The sequence below is a fragment of the Streptomyces sp. NPDC054813 genome, assembly GCF_053611365.1.
Map to the genome: position 1 here is coordinate 3,598 of NZ_JBSHAF010000015.1, position 16,433 is coordinate 20,030.

The window sequence follows — 16,433 nt, forward strand, 5'->3', positions numbered from 1 at the left end:
TGGGAGCTGCAGGTGGCGGTTCTCCCCGCGGACCGGCGGGTCGGCGCCGCGCCGGGGCGGGGCCACGATTCCCCGGGCGACCATGCGGACGAGGCCGACGAGTTGCAGCGGGCCGAAGACCTCCGGCGCCTGGACGCCCGTATCGAGGACATCACGCTGCGGCTGCACCAGGCGGCGGTCGCCCGACCGGCCCCCGCGGGCGTGGTCGGTGTCGGCAGCACGGTCACCGTGCGGTTCACCGACGGCGCGGTGCAGAACATCGCGATCGGCGAGATCGCCTCGGCGGCGGACGAGAACCTGGTGACGGAGGACAGCCCCCTCGGGCGTGCACTGCTGGGACACCGTGTCGGCGACACCGTCAGCTTCAAGACCCCCCAGGGAGCCACGGACGCCACCGTGGTGTCGCTGGGCGGCTCCTAGAGCCTGTCCGCCTCTGCAGCGGGCGGTCCTGAGCAGGGTCCGAGGTGGCAGGCCGGAGTGTTCGCGTGGTTGTGTGTCGCGTATTCGAGCGGAGAGCTTACGTCACTCGCCCTGCCCGGCATCCGGGCTGACCGGGACCGCGTTGTCGCTCGGCGCGGGCGGCTTCCTGCGCCGGAGGGAGGCGTACCTGTCCCGCAGGGAGCCCACTCTGTCCCAGAGGGAGACGTAGCCGGCCGACAGGCGCCGCACCGCGCCGACCACCCAGGCCGGGGTGTGCGCGCGGAGGTAGCGGCGGGCGCGGAGGTGGGCGCGGTCCATGGCCACCTGGGCGTTGGCGCCCGCCTCGGTGGGGCCGAGGTCGTGCGTGAGGGAGATTTCGAGGCCGCCGTTGTACGGGGCGGTCAGGTTGTACAGGAAGGTGGTCAGGGCTGCCAGGCACGAACCCAGGACGACCTCGAGGGCGATGACGCTGAACGTGATGCTCAGGAACGTGCTCAGCCGGGGCAGGGCGTCCGGCGCGAAGATCGCGGCCAGGCCCCAGGCGGCGACCGAGGTGACGACGGTGAGGATACCGAGACCGCCGAGGAGCAGGAAGCTCATCACCGTCACGGACCAGGGTTCCGCCTCCGGTATGCGCATGCGCATCGTCCGTGGCCGAGGCGCAGGACCCCCTGCGGGGCGTCGCGGGAGCGTGTCGCGCACGGTCGGCGAGGTGGGGCGGTCTGCCGCGTCGGGCAGGGACATGTCGGGCAGAGGCCCGTCGGGCAGGGAGCGGAGTGCGGGGGTGGGCTGTGGCGCGGGCCCGTCCGCGGCGGGCCGGTCCGGCATCGGCTCATCCTGAGCGACGGTCGTCGTCGCGGATTCGCCGTGATCTGGGGCGCCCTCGTGCTCCGCCGGCGCCACTCGCCCCTCGAGGAGTGCCGCGAGTGCGGGGGCGGCTCCTTCGTCGGCGTCCTTGCCGTGTGCCGCGGTTTCCGGCCCTTCGACGGACTCGGGCTGCCTCGTGGTGTGGACGGTGCCGTTGAGCCCGGGCGTGGCGCGCTTGCGGGAGGTGTTACGGGTCCTGCGCTTGGCGCGACTCATGCGTGTCTCCCTGAGTGGCCTGGCAGTCTCGCAGGTGCTCTGCCCGCATCGAACGGGCCTCCCTCGACCGCCCGGCGGCCGGTGGGGGCCTGCTGGTCGTTGCCTTCGACGGTATGGGCTCCTGCGTGATCTTGCATTCCTGGAGACGCACCCGGGGGGTGCCGGCGGCCGGGTCGGCGCCCGCTGTCATGGCGGTGTCCGCCCGGCAGCCGTGGCTTCGGGCCCGGCGCGGAGGATGGTGACCGACGCGGGTCCCCGGCCGTGCGGGGAGCGCCGGAGGGCCGCCCGGCGGCCCTCGCCTCAGGCGCTGTGGACCCCGACCTCGTACAGCGAGTATCCCCAGTCGGTGCCGCGGGCGAGGCCGTGGACGCGGACGTAGCGGGCCGGAGTCCCCGTGAACCGGGCCGTGTCCAGGCCGCCGTCGCCCGAGGTCGTGGACCAGGCGGTCCCCCAGTTCGTGCCGTCGGTGGAGAGCTCGATGCGGTACGACCTGCCGTAGGCGCGCTCCCAGTCCAGCGTCACCCGGGACACCAGGTGGGTGGAGCCCAGGTCGACCTGCCACCACTGGTCGTCGCTCCAGTCACTGGCCCAGCGCGTGGCGTCGTCGCCGTCGGCGGCACGGCCCGGCTGGTAACCGGTGAACGGGTTCCACTCGGACGAACCGGCGCTCGCCGACTGCCCCTTGGCGAGGTTCACCGAGGCCTGGTGCTGTTCCGTGGCCCTCCAGGTGCCGAGGTAGGACTCGGCGCCCCGGAACAGGTCGTCGACCACGCCCTGGCCGCCGACCTGCCGGATGTCCTCGATCCAGTCGGGGATCATGCCGACATGGGCCGCGCCGTCGGTGTTGATGTCGAAGGTGCGCTCACCGGAGGTCTGCCGGTCGATGACGGAGCCCCCGTCGACGCTTCTGAAGGGGTACGTCACCTTGTTCGCGGTGTCCGCGCCGCGCGGGGCGGGGTGGTCGCCGATGCCGTTGAAGTCCGTGCCGAAGCCGTAGCCCACGCCGTACTTGTCGCGCAGCGCCTTGGTCCGCGCCGCTTCCGCGACGAACCCCTCGGAGCCGTGCATGTACTGGGCGACGAAGCCGCCGAGGGAGTAGACGCGCTCGGTCCAGTTCAGGTCCATCCAGCTGTGCGAGGAGATCACGCCGGGGTAGGACTCGGACTCCAGGATGTCCAGCGCCTGGCCGACGGCCTTGACGCCCATGTGGTCGATCTCCAGCATCATCTTGCGTTTCATCATGCCGCGCACGGCGTACTCGCCGAGTCCGGTGAGGCCGCGTTTGTTGCACTGGGTGTCCGCGTCGTACGCGGGGACGGCCACGCCCGCCGGCAGGTCCGACTCCGCCTGCGACGAGGCGTTGCCGATGGGGTTGTCGTGCTGCGGGCCGGTGCACTTCTCGGTCTGCCAGAAGGTGCCGGTCGACAGGAACTGCCCGACGTTGATGGCCGTTCCGAGGCCGCCCGAGTCGAAGCGGACGCCGCACAGCGCGTTGTCGAACTTGTGGCACAGGAACATGGAGCGGACGCCGAGCGCGTACAGCTCGTCCAGCCCCTTGTCGATGTCCGCCTTGCCGCACTGCGGGATGTCGAGGACCTGCTTGCAGCCGAAGGGCTCGGAGGTCTCGACGCCCAGGACGACGGCCAGCTTGCCCTGCTCGACGACCGCACGCGCCTGCGCGCTGTCGGTGACGATCCGGAACCAGCCCTTACCGGTGCCGCCGTACATCTTGTCGATGTACGCCTGGAGGTCGTATGTCATCTTCGCCTGCAGCCGGATCGACGTCATCTCGTCGCAACCGCGGTCCTTGAAGGGGTAGACCGAGCAGATCATGCCGTTGGTGACCAGGTCGTTGACGAGCACCCGCTGTCCGCCGCGCCAGGCCCGCTCCACCCAGGCGTAGTAGTCGGCCTGATGGGTCATCGAGTCGTACGCCGGCCAGTCCTTGAACGTCGGCCAGCCGACCGGGTCGTGTTTGCCGTCGCCACCGTGGGTGATGTAGTCGAAGAGCGCGAGCGAGCCGTCGGGGTAGTGCTCGGGGCAGTCCTTCAGGGCGTCGGCGACACCGGCCTCGGAGAAGACCCTGCCGCAGATCAGCCGGCCGCCGAAGGCCTCGTTGCCGAACAGGTGGTTGTGCGCGTCGACGAACCCGCGTACCTCGCCCGTGGCGGTGGTGCCGGTGAACGGTTCGCCGGTGACGTCGATCCGGACGTCCGGGGCGGGTCGTGCGGTCGGGGTCCACCAGTCGTTGCCGGCCGCCGAACTCGGGGTGGGCCAGAGGACCACGGCCAGCACCAGGAGCAGCAACGACAGCACAGTGACGTTCCTGCGTCTGCGGTACGAGCGTCGAGTCTGCGTCACTGCCCACGTCCCTCGGTCGGCGGGAAGGCGCGGTTGATGAACCCTTGAGCTTGTCATGACCCGCGCAATACCTCGGACGAGGATGGGGCCGCGGGTCTACCGAGTCAAGGGCGGGGGACGCTTGACCCGCTGACTCAACAGTGCGGCTCCCGGGCCCAGTTGCCGAGTACGGGCACACACTTGTCGGCGAAGTACTCGTAGTCGGCCGGGGTGTTGTAGACGTGGGCGGACACGCGCAGGTAGCCGATGCCGCCGAAACTGGTGAAGGCCGCCTCGACGTCGAGTTCGCGGGCCACTCGGTCGCGCAGTGCGTCGGCATCGATCCGGCTGCGCCCGAGGCCGTCGGGCAGCCGCACCAGACGCATGCCCGGCACGGGCATCCCGACGTCGGCCCGGCTGTCGTCACCGGTGAGCCGGGCGAACGCGGCGCCGACGACGTGGGCGGCGTAGTCCGCCAGCCCGTCCATGTACCGCCGAGCGGCGGACCAGCCCCATGTGCGCTCGACGAAGTCGAGGGAGGTGGGCGCGGCGAGGTAGGAGGTGGCGTCGAGCGTGCCCTGCTGGTCGAAACGGTCGGGGTACGGATCCTCGGCGCCCCACGAGTCGATCAGCGGGTGGAGCAGGTCCCGCAGGGGCCCGCGGGCGACCAGGGCCGCGGTGCCACGCGGGGCACAGCCCCATTTGTGGAGGTTGCCGGTCCAGAAGTCGTACGTCGCGCCGTCGAGCGGTGCGACGAGCAGACCGGGCGCGTGGGCGCCGTCCACGAGCATCGGTACGCCCTGCCGGCGTGCCTCCGCGCCGATCCGCTCGACCGGCAGCCGGCGGGCGGTCGCCGAGGTGATCTGGTCGACCACGACGAGGTCGGTGGCCTCCCCGATCTCGGCGGCCACGGCCTCGTACGCCTCGTCCTCGTCCGCGCCGAGCGGTACCCGCGCCGTGCGCACCCGGCCGCCCCAGCGGCGGGCCAGCCGTTCCGCTCCCATGGTGACGGCCCCGTAGCCGTGGTCGGTGACGACGATCTCCCCGCCACGGCGGCGAGCGAGGGCGTTGTACACCACGCTGGCGCCGGCGCTGGCGTTCGGCACCAGGGCGAGGTCACCGGCGTCGACGCGCAGGAAGTCGGCGAGCTCGACGCGGGTGGCGGCGAGCCGTCCCGGCAGCTCCGGGAACCACACCACCGGCGCGCGCTCCATCTCGGCACGCAGCTGCGCCTGCCGCTCCTGCGCCACCAGCGGAACGGCACCGAACGAGCCGTGGTTCAGGTGTGTCAGCGCCGGGTCCAGCGACCACGCGTCGGCGGCGGGTCGGCCGTCGGCCAGCAGCAGCGGGTGCGGCGCGACGGCCACCTCGGTCTCACTCACGACAGGAAGCCTCCGGGAACACAGCGGTCACCCGGCATCCTGACACGACGGTGATCGTCCCCCGAGGCCGGGTCGACGGCGGGACCCTGCCGCCGGAACACATGACCGTGCCCCACCCTCGCCGCCGAGGCCGCCCCTCCACCGGGAGAGGAATCCGCGGCGCCTGCCCCGAACCCGGCCGCGATCGAGACGCGGGGGTGCGGGGAACTCCGGGCCGCCTTCTCAGCCCGTTGCGGCGCTCACTCCACGGGCCACGTGTGTGCCGCCGCATTGAGGTGCATGTAGTCCATGTACGTGGTGGTCATCCGCCGCAGCGCCTCCCGGCGGTCGAGGGTGCCGGTCCGCTCCAGGTGGTGGACCGTCTCCGCCTGCCACAGGGCGCCGTTGCGGGCGTTCACGCAGCGCTGCTCGATGATGCCCAGCATGGGCTCGCGCCAGGAGGCGTCCAGGCCGGCCAGCTCCAGACCCCGGTGGGCCAGCGGCAGCAGGCGTCTCAGCACCAGTTCCGTCACCGGTACCTCGCCCACCCCCGGCCAGTACAGACGGGCGTCGATGCCCTCACGGGCCGCCGTGTGCAGGTTCTCCTCGGCGACCGCGAAGGACATCCGTGACCACACCGGGCGGTCCTCGTCGACGAGGGCGCGCGTCAGGCCGTAGTAGAGGGCGCCGTTGGCGATGGTGTCGGCCACGGTGGGGCCGGCGGGCAGGACGCGGTTCTCGATGCGCAGGTGCGGCCCGCTGTCGGTGACGGCGTAGACGGGGCGGTTCCAGCGGTAGATCGTGCCGTTGTGCAGCGTGAGTTCCCCGAGCTGCGGCACACCGTCGGCGTCGAGGACCTGCCGCGGGTCCTCGTCGTCGCACAGGGGCAGGAGCGCCGGGAAGTAGCGCACGTTCTCCTCGAACAGGTCGAAGACGCTGGTGATCCACCGCTCCCCGAACCAGACCCGCGGCCGTACCCCCTGGGCCTTGATCTCCTCGGGACGGGTGTCGGTGGCCTGCTCGAACAGGGGGATACGGGTCTCGCGCCACAGTTCCCTGCCGAAGAGGAAGGGTGAGTTGGCGGCGAGGGCGATCTGCACGCCGGCGACCGCCTGGGCCGCGTTCCAGTAGTCGGCGAAGTCCTTGGGGGCCACCTGCAGATGGAACTGGGTGCTGGTGCAGGCGGCCTCGGGGGTGATGGCGTCGGCGTACATCGAAAGGCGGTCCACGCCCTCCAGCCGGATCCGCAGGTCCTCGCCGCGCGCCGCGAAGATCTGCTCGTTCAGCAGCCGGTAGCGCGGGTCGCCGGACAGGGATTTCTCCCCCACGTCCGGCTCGCCCAGCGTCGGCAGGATCCCGATCATGATCAGGTGGGCGCCCACCGTCGCGGCGCGGTCCTCGGCGTGGTTGAGGGCGTCGCGGATCGTCTGCTCCCAGGCGCCGGGGCCGCCGGAGGTCAGCTCCCGGGGCGGGATGTCGATCTCCAGGTTGAATCGCCCGAGCTCGCTCGACCAGGCGGGGTCGGCGATCGCCCGCAGCACCTCGGTGTTCCGCATCGCCGGCAGCCCGTCGTCGTCCACCAGGTTGAGCTCGATCTCCATGCCGACCTGGGGGCGCTCGCTCTCGAAGCCCGACCCGCGCAGCATCTGCGCCAGTACGTCGAGACAGGTGTACATCTTCTCGCGGTACCGGCGCCGGTCCTCCCGTGTGAACACCCGGGCCGGCACATCACGTCCCATCGGGCCCTCCCCGGGTCCCCTCGGCGGATGCCTGTCGTCCCAGCGTCGCACCTCCCGGGCGTACCGGACACTCGCCGAGCCCCCGGCTCACGGGGTGCGCTCGGCAGGGACGCGCAGAGTGACCGGTCCAGCCCCTCCAGCTTGTCGGCCTGGGCGTGCCAAAACGTCGAGACTCGGCGGTTCCACGGATTCACGGGCACGGCTGGGACGGCGCCCTCCGGCCCGACCGGCTGCGCCCGGACACCGTCCCCGCACCCCGGACCGGCACCTGCACCTGCACCTGCACCTGCACCTGCACCTGCACCTGGCGTACCTGTCCGGAGCACGGCCCGGCTGCCGTGCGCACGCGTCCTCGGGAGGTTCCGTCCACCCGGCCGTCGGCGTCAGTCGCGGTCCGGGCGGACGGCGAGTTCGGTCTCCACGAGCCGGTTCAGGTGCCGGCGGGCGTCCTGGGTGCTGAGCGGCGGCGTCTGGCGCAGCCGCTGGAGGGCGAGGCCGTCGGCGAGGGCGGCGAAGCGGACGGTGAACCCGTCGAGGTCGTCGGCGGCGAACTCCCCGTCCGCGACGCCCCGTTCGACCAGGGCACGGATCTGCTGGTGCCAGGCTTCGTAGCGCTGGGCCTGGCCGCGGGTGAACGTCTCGTCGGTGTCCGGGTCGCCGGCGTTCCAGTAGTCGAACCACATCCGCCAGTGCCGGTCGGTGTCCTCGGTGAAGAGGGCGTCGACGAGCAGCCGTAGCGCCTCGGCGCCGCTGCCCGCCTGCTCGGCGGCCTCGCTGAGCGCCGCGTAGTAGCGCTCGATGTGCAGGACCATGGCCTCGGACAGGATCTCCTGGACGCTGCCGAAGTGATAGGTGACCGTCCCGACGGAGACCCCGGCGGCGGCCGCCACGTCCCGGACGCCCACCGAGGCGTAGCCGCGCTCCGCGATCAGCGGGACGGCCGCCTCGACGATCAGCCGGCGGCGGACCTCGGTGGGCTGGCGGGTGCGGTCGGCGGCGGCGACGGCACGGCGCGGGGTCTTCGCGGCGCGCTGCGGCTTGGCGGCGGTCATCCCGACGTCCTCGCGCTGGTGTGGTGCCAGGAGCGCTTGGCCACTGTCTCTCCGTTCGCCCGTGCCTCGATACGGCTGTCCATGACGAAGTCCGCGGCCGTGGCCCGCAGCTCCGTACGCGTCATGATCTCAGCGTCGTAGTCGTCGCCGCGCCGCAGCCGGATCCGCCACTGGGACACGGCACTCGCGGAGAGCGGGTCGGCGTCGCGGACACGGTACGTCTCGCGTGCGCTCTCCTCGTAGCGGAGCCCGTCGGGATACGTCCGCGATCCGCCGTAGTTGGGGTCGACCTCCAGGGTCCACTCCCCGGCCGCCACGTCGTGCGTGACGAGCCGTTCGGGCCGCGGCTCGGCGGGCCGGTCGTAGGTGACCGGCAGCGCCGGCGCCTGTTCCGGCTCCTCGAAGACGATCGGCGGTTCCTCGACGGCCGCCCGCACGGGCAGGAGTACGGCGCTGTCGGCGGGTACGACCCGCAGCTCGCCGCGCTCACCGTGCGGCCACACCCACGGCCAGTACGCGTCGGAGACGGCGACCCGGACCCGGTGGCCGGGCGGGAAGGCGTAGCCGATGCCGGTGAGTTCGACCTCGACGTCCTCGTAGGTGCCCGGGGTCCACTCGACCGCCTTGTCGCGGCCGTGCCTGCTCAGCAGGTTGAGCACCCCCCGGGTGACCAGCGTCGAGGAGCCGTCGGGAGCCACGTCGCACAGCCGGACGATCACGTGGGCGCGTGGGGTGGCGCTGTCCAGGCGCAGCCGGACGCGCGGCCGGCCGAGGATCTCGACGCGCTCGGCGAGGGGTTCGGAGTCGAAGCACACCGAACGGCCGTCCTCCTCGCGCTGGTCGGGCGGCAGGTCGCTCGCGTTGCCGAAGGGGAAGAACCGGCCGGCGTCGAGGCCGGTGTGGAGCGGGGAACGTACCAGGACGGGGGTACCGGAGTCGGGAGCGAGGGCGCGCTCGCTCCATGTCACCTGCGGGGAGGGCCAGTCGGTCTCCCCGACCCAGCGGCCCGGCAGCACGTCGTACGAAGTGGCGGGCGGGACCGGGTCGTTGATCCAGGCGCGGAGCAGCGGCTCGCGCAGCACCCCCGTGTCGGTGTCCTTGAGGTGCTGGTCCCACCAGCGCAGGGTCTCCTGGAGGAAACCGATCGCCGGGCCCGGCGGCAGCCCGCGGTCGGGGTACTGGTGGGACCAGGGGCCGATCAGGCCGCGCACCCGGTCGGCCGGCAGGTGCTCGACGAGGCGCAGCACGGTGTCGCGGTAGGGGTCGTGCCAGCCGCCGACCGCGAGGACGGCGGCGTCGATGGCGGTGTAGTCCTCGCAGACGCTGCCGTGCCGCCAGTAGGCGTCGCGCTCCTGGTGGTCGAGCCAGGTGTGCAGGAAGGGCTGGAGAGTGTCGAGGCGTTCGCGCCACATGGGCAGCCAGCGGTCGGTGCCGACGCTCGCCGGGTCCGGGGGGCGGGAGGCGAAGGCGAGCATGGTGCCGGCCCAGGCGAGCATGTCGATGCCGAGGACGGCGCCGCCGGTGTAGTGGACGTCGTTGTCGTAGCGGTCGTCGGTGGAGCAGACGGTGACGACCGCCTTGAGCGGCTCGGGGGCGAGGGCCGCTATCTGAAGGGCGTTGAAGCCGCCCCAGGAGATGCCGAACATGCCGACCTTGCCGGTGCACCAGGGTTGTGCTGCAAGCCAGTTGACGACGTCGACGCCGTCCGCGAGTTCCTGGGCGTCGTACTCGTCGCCGGGGGTGCCCTCGCTGTCGCCGTGGCCTCGGATGTCGACCCGTACGGAGGCGTAGCCGTGTCCGGCGTACCAGGGGTGGCGCTGGGCGTCGCGGGGCGCGGTCCAGTCGCTCTTGCGGTACGGGAGGTATTCGAGCAGCGCGGGCACCGGGTCGGACCCGGCGTCCGCGGGCCGCCAGATGCGCGCGTGCAGCCGGGTCGCGCCGTCCCGGGTGGGGATCCAGACGTCCTCACGGACGACCTGGCGCTCGAACTGGTCGCGGTACTTCACGAAACTCCTTCGGCCACGGGGGCGTTGACGGGCTGCCAGCGGCGGACGCGATGGCCGTCACCGAGGTCCGTCCAGATGTCGTCCGCCTCGGCGGCGTCCGCCCAGTCGGGGGCGTCGCCGGTCAGGGGCGGTGCGTCGGGGTCGGGTTCGAGGGCGGCCGCCATCAGCCGGCGGGTGTAGGGATGGCCGGGCGCGTCGAAGACGGCTTCCGTGGGGCCTTCCTCGACGACGACTCCGTGCCGCAGTACGACGACGCGGTCGGCGATGCCGCGCACCACGGCGAGGTCGTGGCTGATGAACAGGCAGGCCAGGTCCCGTTCGCGGCGCAGGTCGTCGAGGAGGCGCAGCACCTCGGCCTGGACGGAGACGTCCAGGGCGGTGGTGATCTCGTCGGCGATCAGGACGTCCGGTTCTCCGGCCAACGCCCGTGCGATGCCGATGCGCTGGCGCTGTCCGCCGGAGAGCTGGGCGGGCAGCCGGTCGGCGAGGGCCGGGTCCAGGCGTACGTCGGCGATGAGCCGGCGGGCCTGTTCGGCGGTCTCGGTGCGGCCGGTCGCGGTGCCGAAGAGGCGCAGCGGGCGGCGGACGGCGTCGCCGACGGAGCGGCGGGGGTTGAGGGAGGTGTCCGCGTTCTGGAAGACCAGTTGGACCCTGCGCCGCAGCGACAGCGGCCGTTTGGGCGCGGGGCGGGCCAGGTCCCCGGCCTCGTGCGTCATGGTGCCGCCGGAGGGGGTGCGCAGGCCCGCCAGGGTCCAGGCCAGCGTGGACTTCCCGCTGCCCGACTCGCCGACGAGGGCGAGGACCTCGCCGCGGCGGACGTCGAAGGAGACCCCGTGCACGGCGCGGGTGCTGCCGTAGTCGATGGTGACGTCGCTCGCGGCGACCGCGACCGGTGAGCCGTCCGGGACCACGGACTTGGCGCGGACCGTCCGTTCCCCCGCCTCGTCCACGACCGCGAGACCGGCGTCGTCCAGCCGCGGCACGCTCGCCAGCAGCCGCTTCGTGTACGGGTCCTGGGGCGCGGCGAACAGCCGCCGGGTGGCGGCCGACTCCACCACCCGGCCGGTCTTGAGGACGCACACGTCGTCGGCCAGGTGGGCGACGACGCCGAGGTCGTGGCTCACCAGGACGGCGGCCAGGCCGAGTTCGTCGCGCAGGGCGGCGATCAGATCCAGGACGCTGCGCTGGGTGATGACGTCCAGGCCGGTGGTCGGCTCGTCGAGGACCAGCACCTTGGGGCGGGCGGCGACGGCCATGGCGATGGCGACGCGCTGCTGCTGGCCGCCGGACAGCTCGTGCGGGTAGCGGCGGGCGAGTTCGGCGGGGCGCGGCAGCCGGACCTGTTCGAGCAGGTCGACGACCGGTATGTGGCCACCGGCCTCCTCGATCTGGCGCCCGATCCGCATGGTCGGGGTCAGCGCCTGCCCGGCGTTCTGGGCGACCATGGCGACGGTCCCGCCGCGCAGCCGCCGCAACTGCGGTGCGGGCAGCGCGAACACGTCCTGTCCGTCGACGTGGACGCTGCCGCCGGTGATCCGGGAGCCGTGCCGCAGATGGCCGAGGAGGGTGGCCGCGACCGTGGACTTGCCGCTGCCGGACTCGCCGACGAGGGCGAGGGTCCGGCCCGGCGCCACCTCGAGGGACACCTCGTGCACGACCGGGACGTCGCGGCCGCCCGAACGGTAGGCGACGGAGAGGGAGTCGACGGAGACGACAGAGGTGACGGGGTCGATGGAGACGACAGAGGTCATCAGGAACCCTCCCTGATCCGGTCCACGCCCCACGCCTTGGACAGGCCGTCGGCCGCGAGGTTGAGCCCGACCACGAGCGTGGCCAGGGCGATGATCGGCGCGAGGCTCGCCATCGGCACGACGGTGATGGCGGTGCGGTTCTCGGCGACCATCAACCCCCAGTCGGGGGTCGGCGGGTCGGCACCGAAGCCGAGGAAGGACAGCGAGGAGATCAGCAGCACCACCCAGGAGGCGCGCATCGCGAACTCCACGCAGACCACGTCGGTGATGTTCGGCAGGACCTCGCGGCGCAGGATCGCCCAGGTGCTCTCGCCACGGGCGCGGGCGGCGGTGACGTAGTCCATGGGGACGACGGCCAGCGCGGCGCCGCGCACCACGCGGACGACCTGGGGGACGTAGACGACGGCGATGGCGAGGACGATCACGGCGGGCCCGGTGCCGAGCGCGGTGACGACGACGAGCAGGGCGAGGATCGACGGCACGGACAGGATCGCGTCGAGGACCCGGCCGAGCAGATCGTCGAACCAGCCGCCGCGCAGGGCGGCCGCGCAGCCGATCACCGTGCCGAGGGCGACGGTGATCAGGGTGGCGGCGACGGAGACGCCGAGCGCGTACCGGCCGCCGTACAGCACCCGGGCGAGGACGTCGCGGCCGTACTGGTCGGTGCCCGCCCAGTGTGCCCAGCTCGGGCCGAGCAGGGCGTGCGAGGCGTCGTTGGCGATCGGGTCGTAGGCGGTGAGGAGCGGGGCGAGCAGCGCGACCAGGATGTGCACGGCGACGACGGCCAGACCCACCAGGGCGGTGCGGGAGGAGCGCAGGCCGCGCCAGGCGCGGGCGGCGGAGCGCGGGGCGGCCGGAGCGGTGGCCGGGGCGGCCGGGGTGGTGTCGAGCGCGGTCATCGGGTCCTCCCTCGGGTGCGGAGCCTGGGGTTGAGGGCCATGGCGCCGAGGTCGGCGGCGAGGTTGCAGACGACGTAGATCACGGCGCTGACGAGGGCGATGGCCTGGATGACGGGCAGGTCGCGGTTCTGCACCGAGGAGAGCATCAGCTTTCCGATGCCGGGGTAGTTGAAGACGTTCTCCACGACCGCGACCCCACCCGCGAGCCAGGCGACGTTGAGGGCGATCACGTGCAGGGTGGGCAGCAGCGCGCTGGGCAGGGCGTGCCGGGTGACGACCCGCCAGGTGGACAGACCCTTGAGGCGGGCGGTGGTGACGTACTCGCCGGCCAGCACGTCGATGACGGAGGTACGGGCCATCCGCACGATGTAGGCGGCCATGACGACGGCGAGCGCGAGCGCGGGCAGCCACACGGCGGGCAGGAGCTGGCCGACGCTCGCCTCGGGGCCGTAGAGGACGACCGCGGGGAACCAGGGCAGCGCGACGGAGAAGCACAGCACCAGCACGGTGGCGACCACGAACTCGGGGACGCTCATGCCGACCAGGCTGACGGTGGAGATGAGGTGGTCGGGCCAGCGGTCCCGGTACAGGCCGGCGAGGACGCCCAGGAAGAGGGAGCCGGTCACCGCGAACAGGACGGTGACGAGGGCGATGAGCGCGGAGTTGCCGAGGTACTGGGCGACTTCGCCGCCGACGCCCTGCCCGGAGACGAGCGAGGTGCCGAAGTCGCCGTGCAGGGCGCCCCTGACCCAGTCGAGGTAGCGCTCCCAGGCGGGCCGGTCGAGGCCCAGCTGGTCGCGGAGGGCGGCGACGGCGTCCGGGGTGGCGTCCTTGCCGAGGATCTGGGTGGCCACGTCGCCCGGCAGGGCCTGGACGGCGAGGAAGACGAGGACCGAGGAAAGGAACAGCGTGCCGACGGCCGAGGCCAGCCGGCGCAGGGTGAACGACAGCATGCTCAGGCCCCCTTCATGCCGATGTTGAGGTAGTCGAACTCGAAGCCGTGTTCGGCGTAGCCGCGGACCTTGCGGGAGATGCCGACCAGCCGGTCGGCGAACATCGGGGTCATCGCCCCGCCCCGCTCGATCACCAGCCGCTGCGCCTCGCCGTACAGTTCACGGCGCTCGGTGTCGTCGGTCTCGGCGCGGGCCCGGTCCAGGACGGTGTCGAACTCCTTGTCGGACCAGGCGGTCTCGTTGTAGGAGGAGCCGCTGCGGAAGATCTGGGTGAAGAGCTGGTCGACGGGCCGCCCGGTGAACCAGTAGGTGGCCATCAGCGGCTTCTTCATCCAGATCTGCGTGTAGTAGGAGTCCGCGGCGGCCGTCCTGACCCGGACCCGGATGCCGGCGCGCCTGGCGGAGTCCTGGTAGGCGAGGGCCATCGGCGTGAACAGCGGGTCGTAGGAGGAGGTGTAGAGGTCGACGGCCAGGCCCTCGTGCCCGGCCTGCTTGAGGAGGTGGCGGGCCTGCTCGGGGTCGTGCGCGGGGTGCGCGGAGATGTGGGCGGGGTCGGTGGGCGGTACGGGGTTGTCCCAGCCGGTGCTGCCCGCGCCCTGGAGCGCGACCTTCACGACGTGCTCCGGGTCGTAGGCGAGCTTCATCGCCTGCCGGACCCGTACGTCGGTGAAGGGCTTCTCGGTGGTGAGCATCGGCAGCACGTACCACTGCGCGTCCTTCACCCGGGCGATGGTGGCCCGGTCGGAGGCGGCGACCACCCGGGCGGTGGCGAAGTCGAGGTTGGTCTGGGACAGCAGGTCCACCTGGCCGGCGAGCAGGGCGTTGGAGCGGGCGGACATGTCGGCGACCGAGTAGAAGGAGATCGCGTCGAGGACCGGGCGGCCGGCCCAGTGGTCCTTGTTCGCGGTGACCCGGCCGGGACCCGCGGGGGCGAAGGACTCCAGCTTGAAGGGACCGGTGCCGATGCCGGTGCGGCCGATGCCCTTGGCGCTGCCGTCCGGGACGACATAGCAGTTGTAGTGCGTCAGCAGGCTGGGGAACTCGGCGTTCGGGGTCTTCAGCGGGACGACGAGGGTGTGGGCGTCAGGGGTGCGCAGCGTGCCGGGGTCGACGAGCGGGGCGAGAACGGCGGCCTGGGGTGAGGCGGTCGCCTTGGCGAGGATGTGCCGCAGCGTGTAGACGGCGTCGGCGGAGGTGAAGGCACGTCCGTCGTGGAAGGTGACGCCCTTGCGCAGCCGGAAGGTCCAGGTACGGGCCTTGCTGTCGGACTCCCATGACTCGGCGAGGTCGGGGGCGAGTTCGCCGTCCGCGCCGACGCGGACCAGCCGGTTGTACAGGGCGCCGAGGTACTCGTACGCCGACAGGGAGCTGGCGGGATCGAGGGTCTCGGCGTCGGATGCCGGCGGGCGGGCAATGCGCAGGGTGCCGCCGGCGTCGGGGGTGCCCTTCAGGGCGGCGGCCGTCAGGTCGGGGGCGGCGGCTGCCCCCGTACAGCCGGTGAGCAGCCAGGACGCGCCGAGCGAGGCCGCGCCGGCCGCGCCCGCGGCGAGCACCGAGCGGCGCCCCGGCAGGTGGATGTCGGACATGGACCGACCGTCTCTCTCGCTATTCGTTCGGCGGAACGATTGAGTGAAGTTCGTGAACGATAACCAGATGACGACTTCCAGCCAACCCTTCGGACGCGGAAATTAACCTGCGAAACGGATCGGTAACGGGCGTGGGTGAGGCGCGTGCGCCGACGGCACGGTCACCGCGTGACCGTGATCCCGCCCGGGCGCCCCGACGTGGACGAGGGGCTTCGTGCGGGCCATCGCCGCGATGTCGCCGGACGACGGGCTCGCCGGCCGCGGAGCGCCGCGGTGTCGTACTCGCCCTGCCGGGCGGCGAGTTCGCCGTCTGCCGCGCGGGGCGGTGGGAGTCGTGTTGAATACGGCTCCATGAGCGAGAGCGAGCGTGCGGCGAGCCGGACGGCGGTCCTGGTCTGCCAGGGGCGGGCGGTGGCGGACGGGAAGACGGCCGTGGGCCGGTTCGCGGATCCGGTGGCGGTACGGCTGCTGCGCGTCGAGGAGCGCGCGCCCGTGGACGAGGTGCGCGCGGGTACGGTGCCGGAGGGCTGGCAGGCGCGCGTCGCGTACGAGAGTGTGCGCGCGTGTGCCGATGTGGTCGTACCGCGCACGATCGCGATCGACGAGGCGCTGCGCGCCCGTCCCACCGGCCAGCTCGTGATACTCGGCGCCGGTCTTGACACCCGCGCATGGCGGCTGCCCGAGCTTGCCCGGACGGATGTGTGGGAGGTCGACCATCCGGCCTCCCAGCAGGACAAGCGCGCCCGCCTCGCCGACATCCCCGAGTTGCCGGCCGCCGCCCGTTCCGCACGGTTCACGCCGGTCGATTTCGCGGTCGATGATCTCGGGGCGGCCCTGGACGCGGCCGGACACGACCCGTCGGCGCCGACGACATGGCTGTGGGAGGGCGTCGTGCCCTACCTCACGCGCGACGAGGTCCGGGCGACGGTCGCCGCGCTCGCCGCCCGGTCGGCCCCGGACAGCGCGCTCGTCGTCAACTACCAGGCGCCGTCGGCGAGGGCGGCCGTGGGGCGGCGGCTGGCACGCGTACTCGGCAGTTCCGTGACGTCGGGCGAGCCGTGGCGCTCACTGTGGCGGCCGCGGCGCCTGGCCGCGCTGCTGGCGGAGTACGGCCTGCGGGTGGTGTCGGACGACGATCTCCTCACGCTCGCACACACCTTGGGCAGCCCGGCGCGGCGGCGGTCGTCCCTGCGGTCCGGTCGCGTGGCCGTCGCGGAGTGCCACCGCGGGTGAGTGCGCCGGT

12 protein-coding genes are annotated in these 16,433 nt (G+C 72.6%); 2 read left to right on the forward strand and 10 right to left on the reverse strand.

The window, feature by feature from the left end:
* Positions 1–420: GreA/GreB family elongation factor (locus tag ACWGJB_RS28230; protein ID WP_453382876.1), on the forward strand; the 420-nt coding region annotated here is incomplete at its 5' end.
* Positions 421–522: 102 nt separating this feature from the next.
* On the opposite strand, the gene ACWGJB_RS28235 is transcribed toward ACWGJB_RS28230, so the two are convergent.
* From ACWGJB_RS28235 to ACWGJB_RS28280, 10 genes are all read right to left on the reverse strand, one after another.
* A complete protein-coding gene (locus tag ACWGJB_RS28235) occupies positions 523–1,503 on the reverse strand; it encodes a DUF3566 domain-containing protein (protein WP_453382877.1) in 981 nt (326 codons plus the stop codon).
* Between the two features lie 300 nt (positions 1,504–1,803).
* Complete coding sequence (locus tag ACWGJB_RS28240; RefSeq protein WP_453382878.1) at positions 1,804–3,864, reverse strand: galactose-binding domain-containing protein; 2,061 nt, start codon at positions 3,862–3,864, stop codon at positions 1,804–1,806.
* 134 nt (positions 3,865–3,998) lie between these two features.
* Complete coding sequence (locus ACWGJB_RS28245) at positions 3,999–5,225, reverse strand: aminotransferase class V-fold PLP-dependent enzyme (protein WP_453382879.1); 1,227 nt, start codon at positions 5,223–5,225, stop codon at positions 3,999–4,001.
* A gap of 239 nt (positions 5,226–5,464) precedes the next feature.
* Positions 5,465–6,943, reverse strand: coding sequence for a glutamate--cysteine ligase (locus tag ACWGJB_RS28250; protein WP_453382880.1), 1,479 nt, complete (start codon positions 6,941–6,943; stop codon positions 5,465–5,467).
* 383 nt (positions 6,944–7,326) lie between these two features.
* On the reverse strand, positions 7,327–7,995 hold the full coding sequence (locus tag ACWGJB_RS28255) for a TetR/AcrR family transcriptional regulator (RefSeq protein WP_453382881.1): 669 nt from the start codon (positions 7,993–7,995) through the stop codon (positions 7,327–7,329).
* The gene (locus ACWGJB_RS28260) at positions 7,992–10,001 is read right to left on the reverse strand and encodes a CocE/NonD family hydrolase (RefSeq protein WP_453382882.1); all 2,010 of its coding nucleotides are present in this window, start codon (positions 9,999–10,001) and stop codon (positions 7,992–7,994) included. Before ACWGJB_RS28260 ends, ACWGJB_RS28255 begins: the two co-directional genes overlap by 4 nt.
* Complete coding sequence (locus tag ACWGJB_RS28265) at positions 9,998–11,752, reverse strand: dipeptide ABC transporter ATP-binding protein (protein WP_453382883.1); 1,755 nt, start codon at positions 11,750–11,752, stop codon at positions 9,998–10,000. Before ACWGJB_RS28265 ends, ACWGJB_RS28260 begins: the two co-directional genes overlap by 4 nt.
* Positions 11,752–12,651, reverse strand: a complete 900-nt coding sequence (locus ACWGJB_RS28270) for an ABC transporter permease (RefSeq protein ID WP_453382884.1) — start codon at positions 12,649–12,651, stop codon at positions 11,752–11,754. The genes ACWGJB_RS28265 and ACWGJB_RS28270 overlap by 1 nt, the downstream gene beginning before the upstream one ends.
* Positions 12,648–13,604, reverse strand: a complete 957-nt coding sequence (locus ACWGJB_RS28275; protein ID WP_453382885.1) for an ABC transporter permease — start codon at positions 13,602–13,604, stop codon at positions 12,648–12,650. Before ACWGJB_RS28275 ends, ACWGJB_RS28270 begins: the two co-directional genes overlap by 4 nt.
* Before the next feature lie 2 nt (positions 13,605–13,606).
* Positions 13,607–15,190, reverse strand: a complete 1,584-nt coding sequence (locus ACWGJB_RS28280) for an ABC transporter substrate-binding protein (RefSeq protein ID WP_453382886.1) — start codon at positions 15,188–15,190, stop codon at positions 13,607–13,609.
* Positions 15,191–15,541: 351 nt separating this feature from the next.
* Between ACWGJB_RS28280 and ACWGJB_RS28285 the strand changes: the two genes are divergently transcribed.
* Positions 15,542–16,423: a class I SAM-dependent methyltransferase gene (locus ACWGJB_RS28285; protein WP_453382887.1), complete on the forward strand. Its 882-nt coding sequence runs from the start codon at positions 15,542–15,544 to the stop codon at positions 16,421–16,423.
* Positions 16,424–16,433 lie beyond the last annotated feature (10 nt).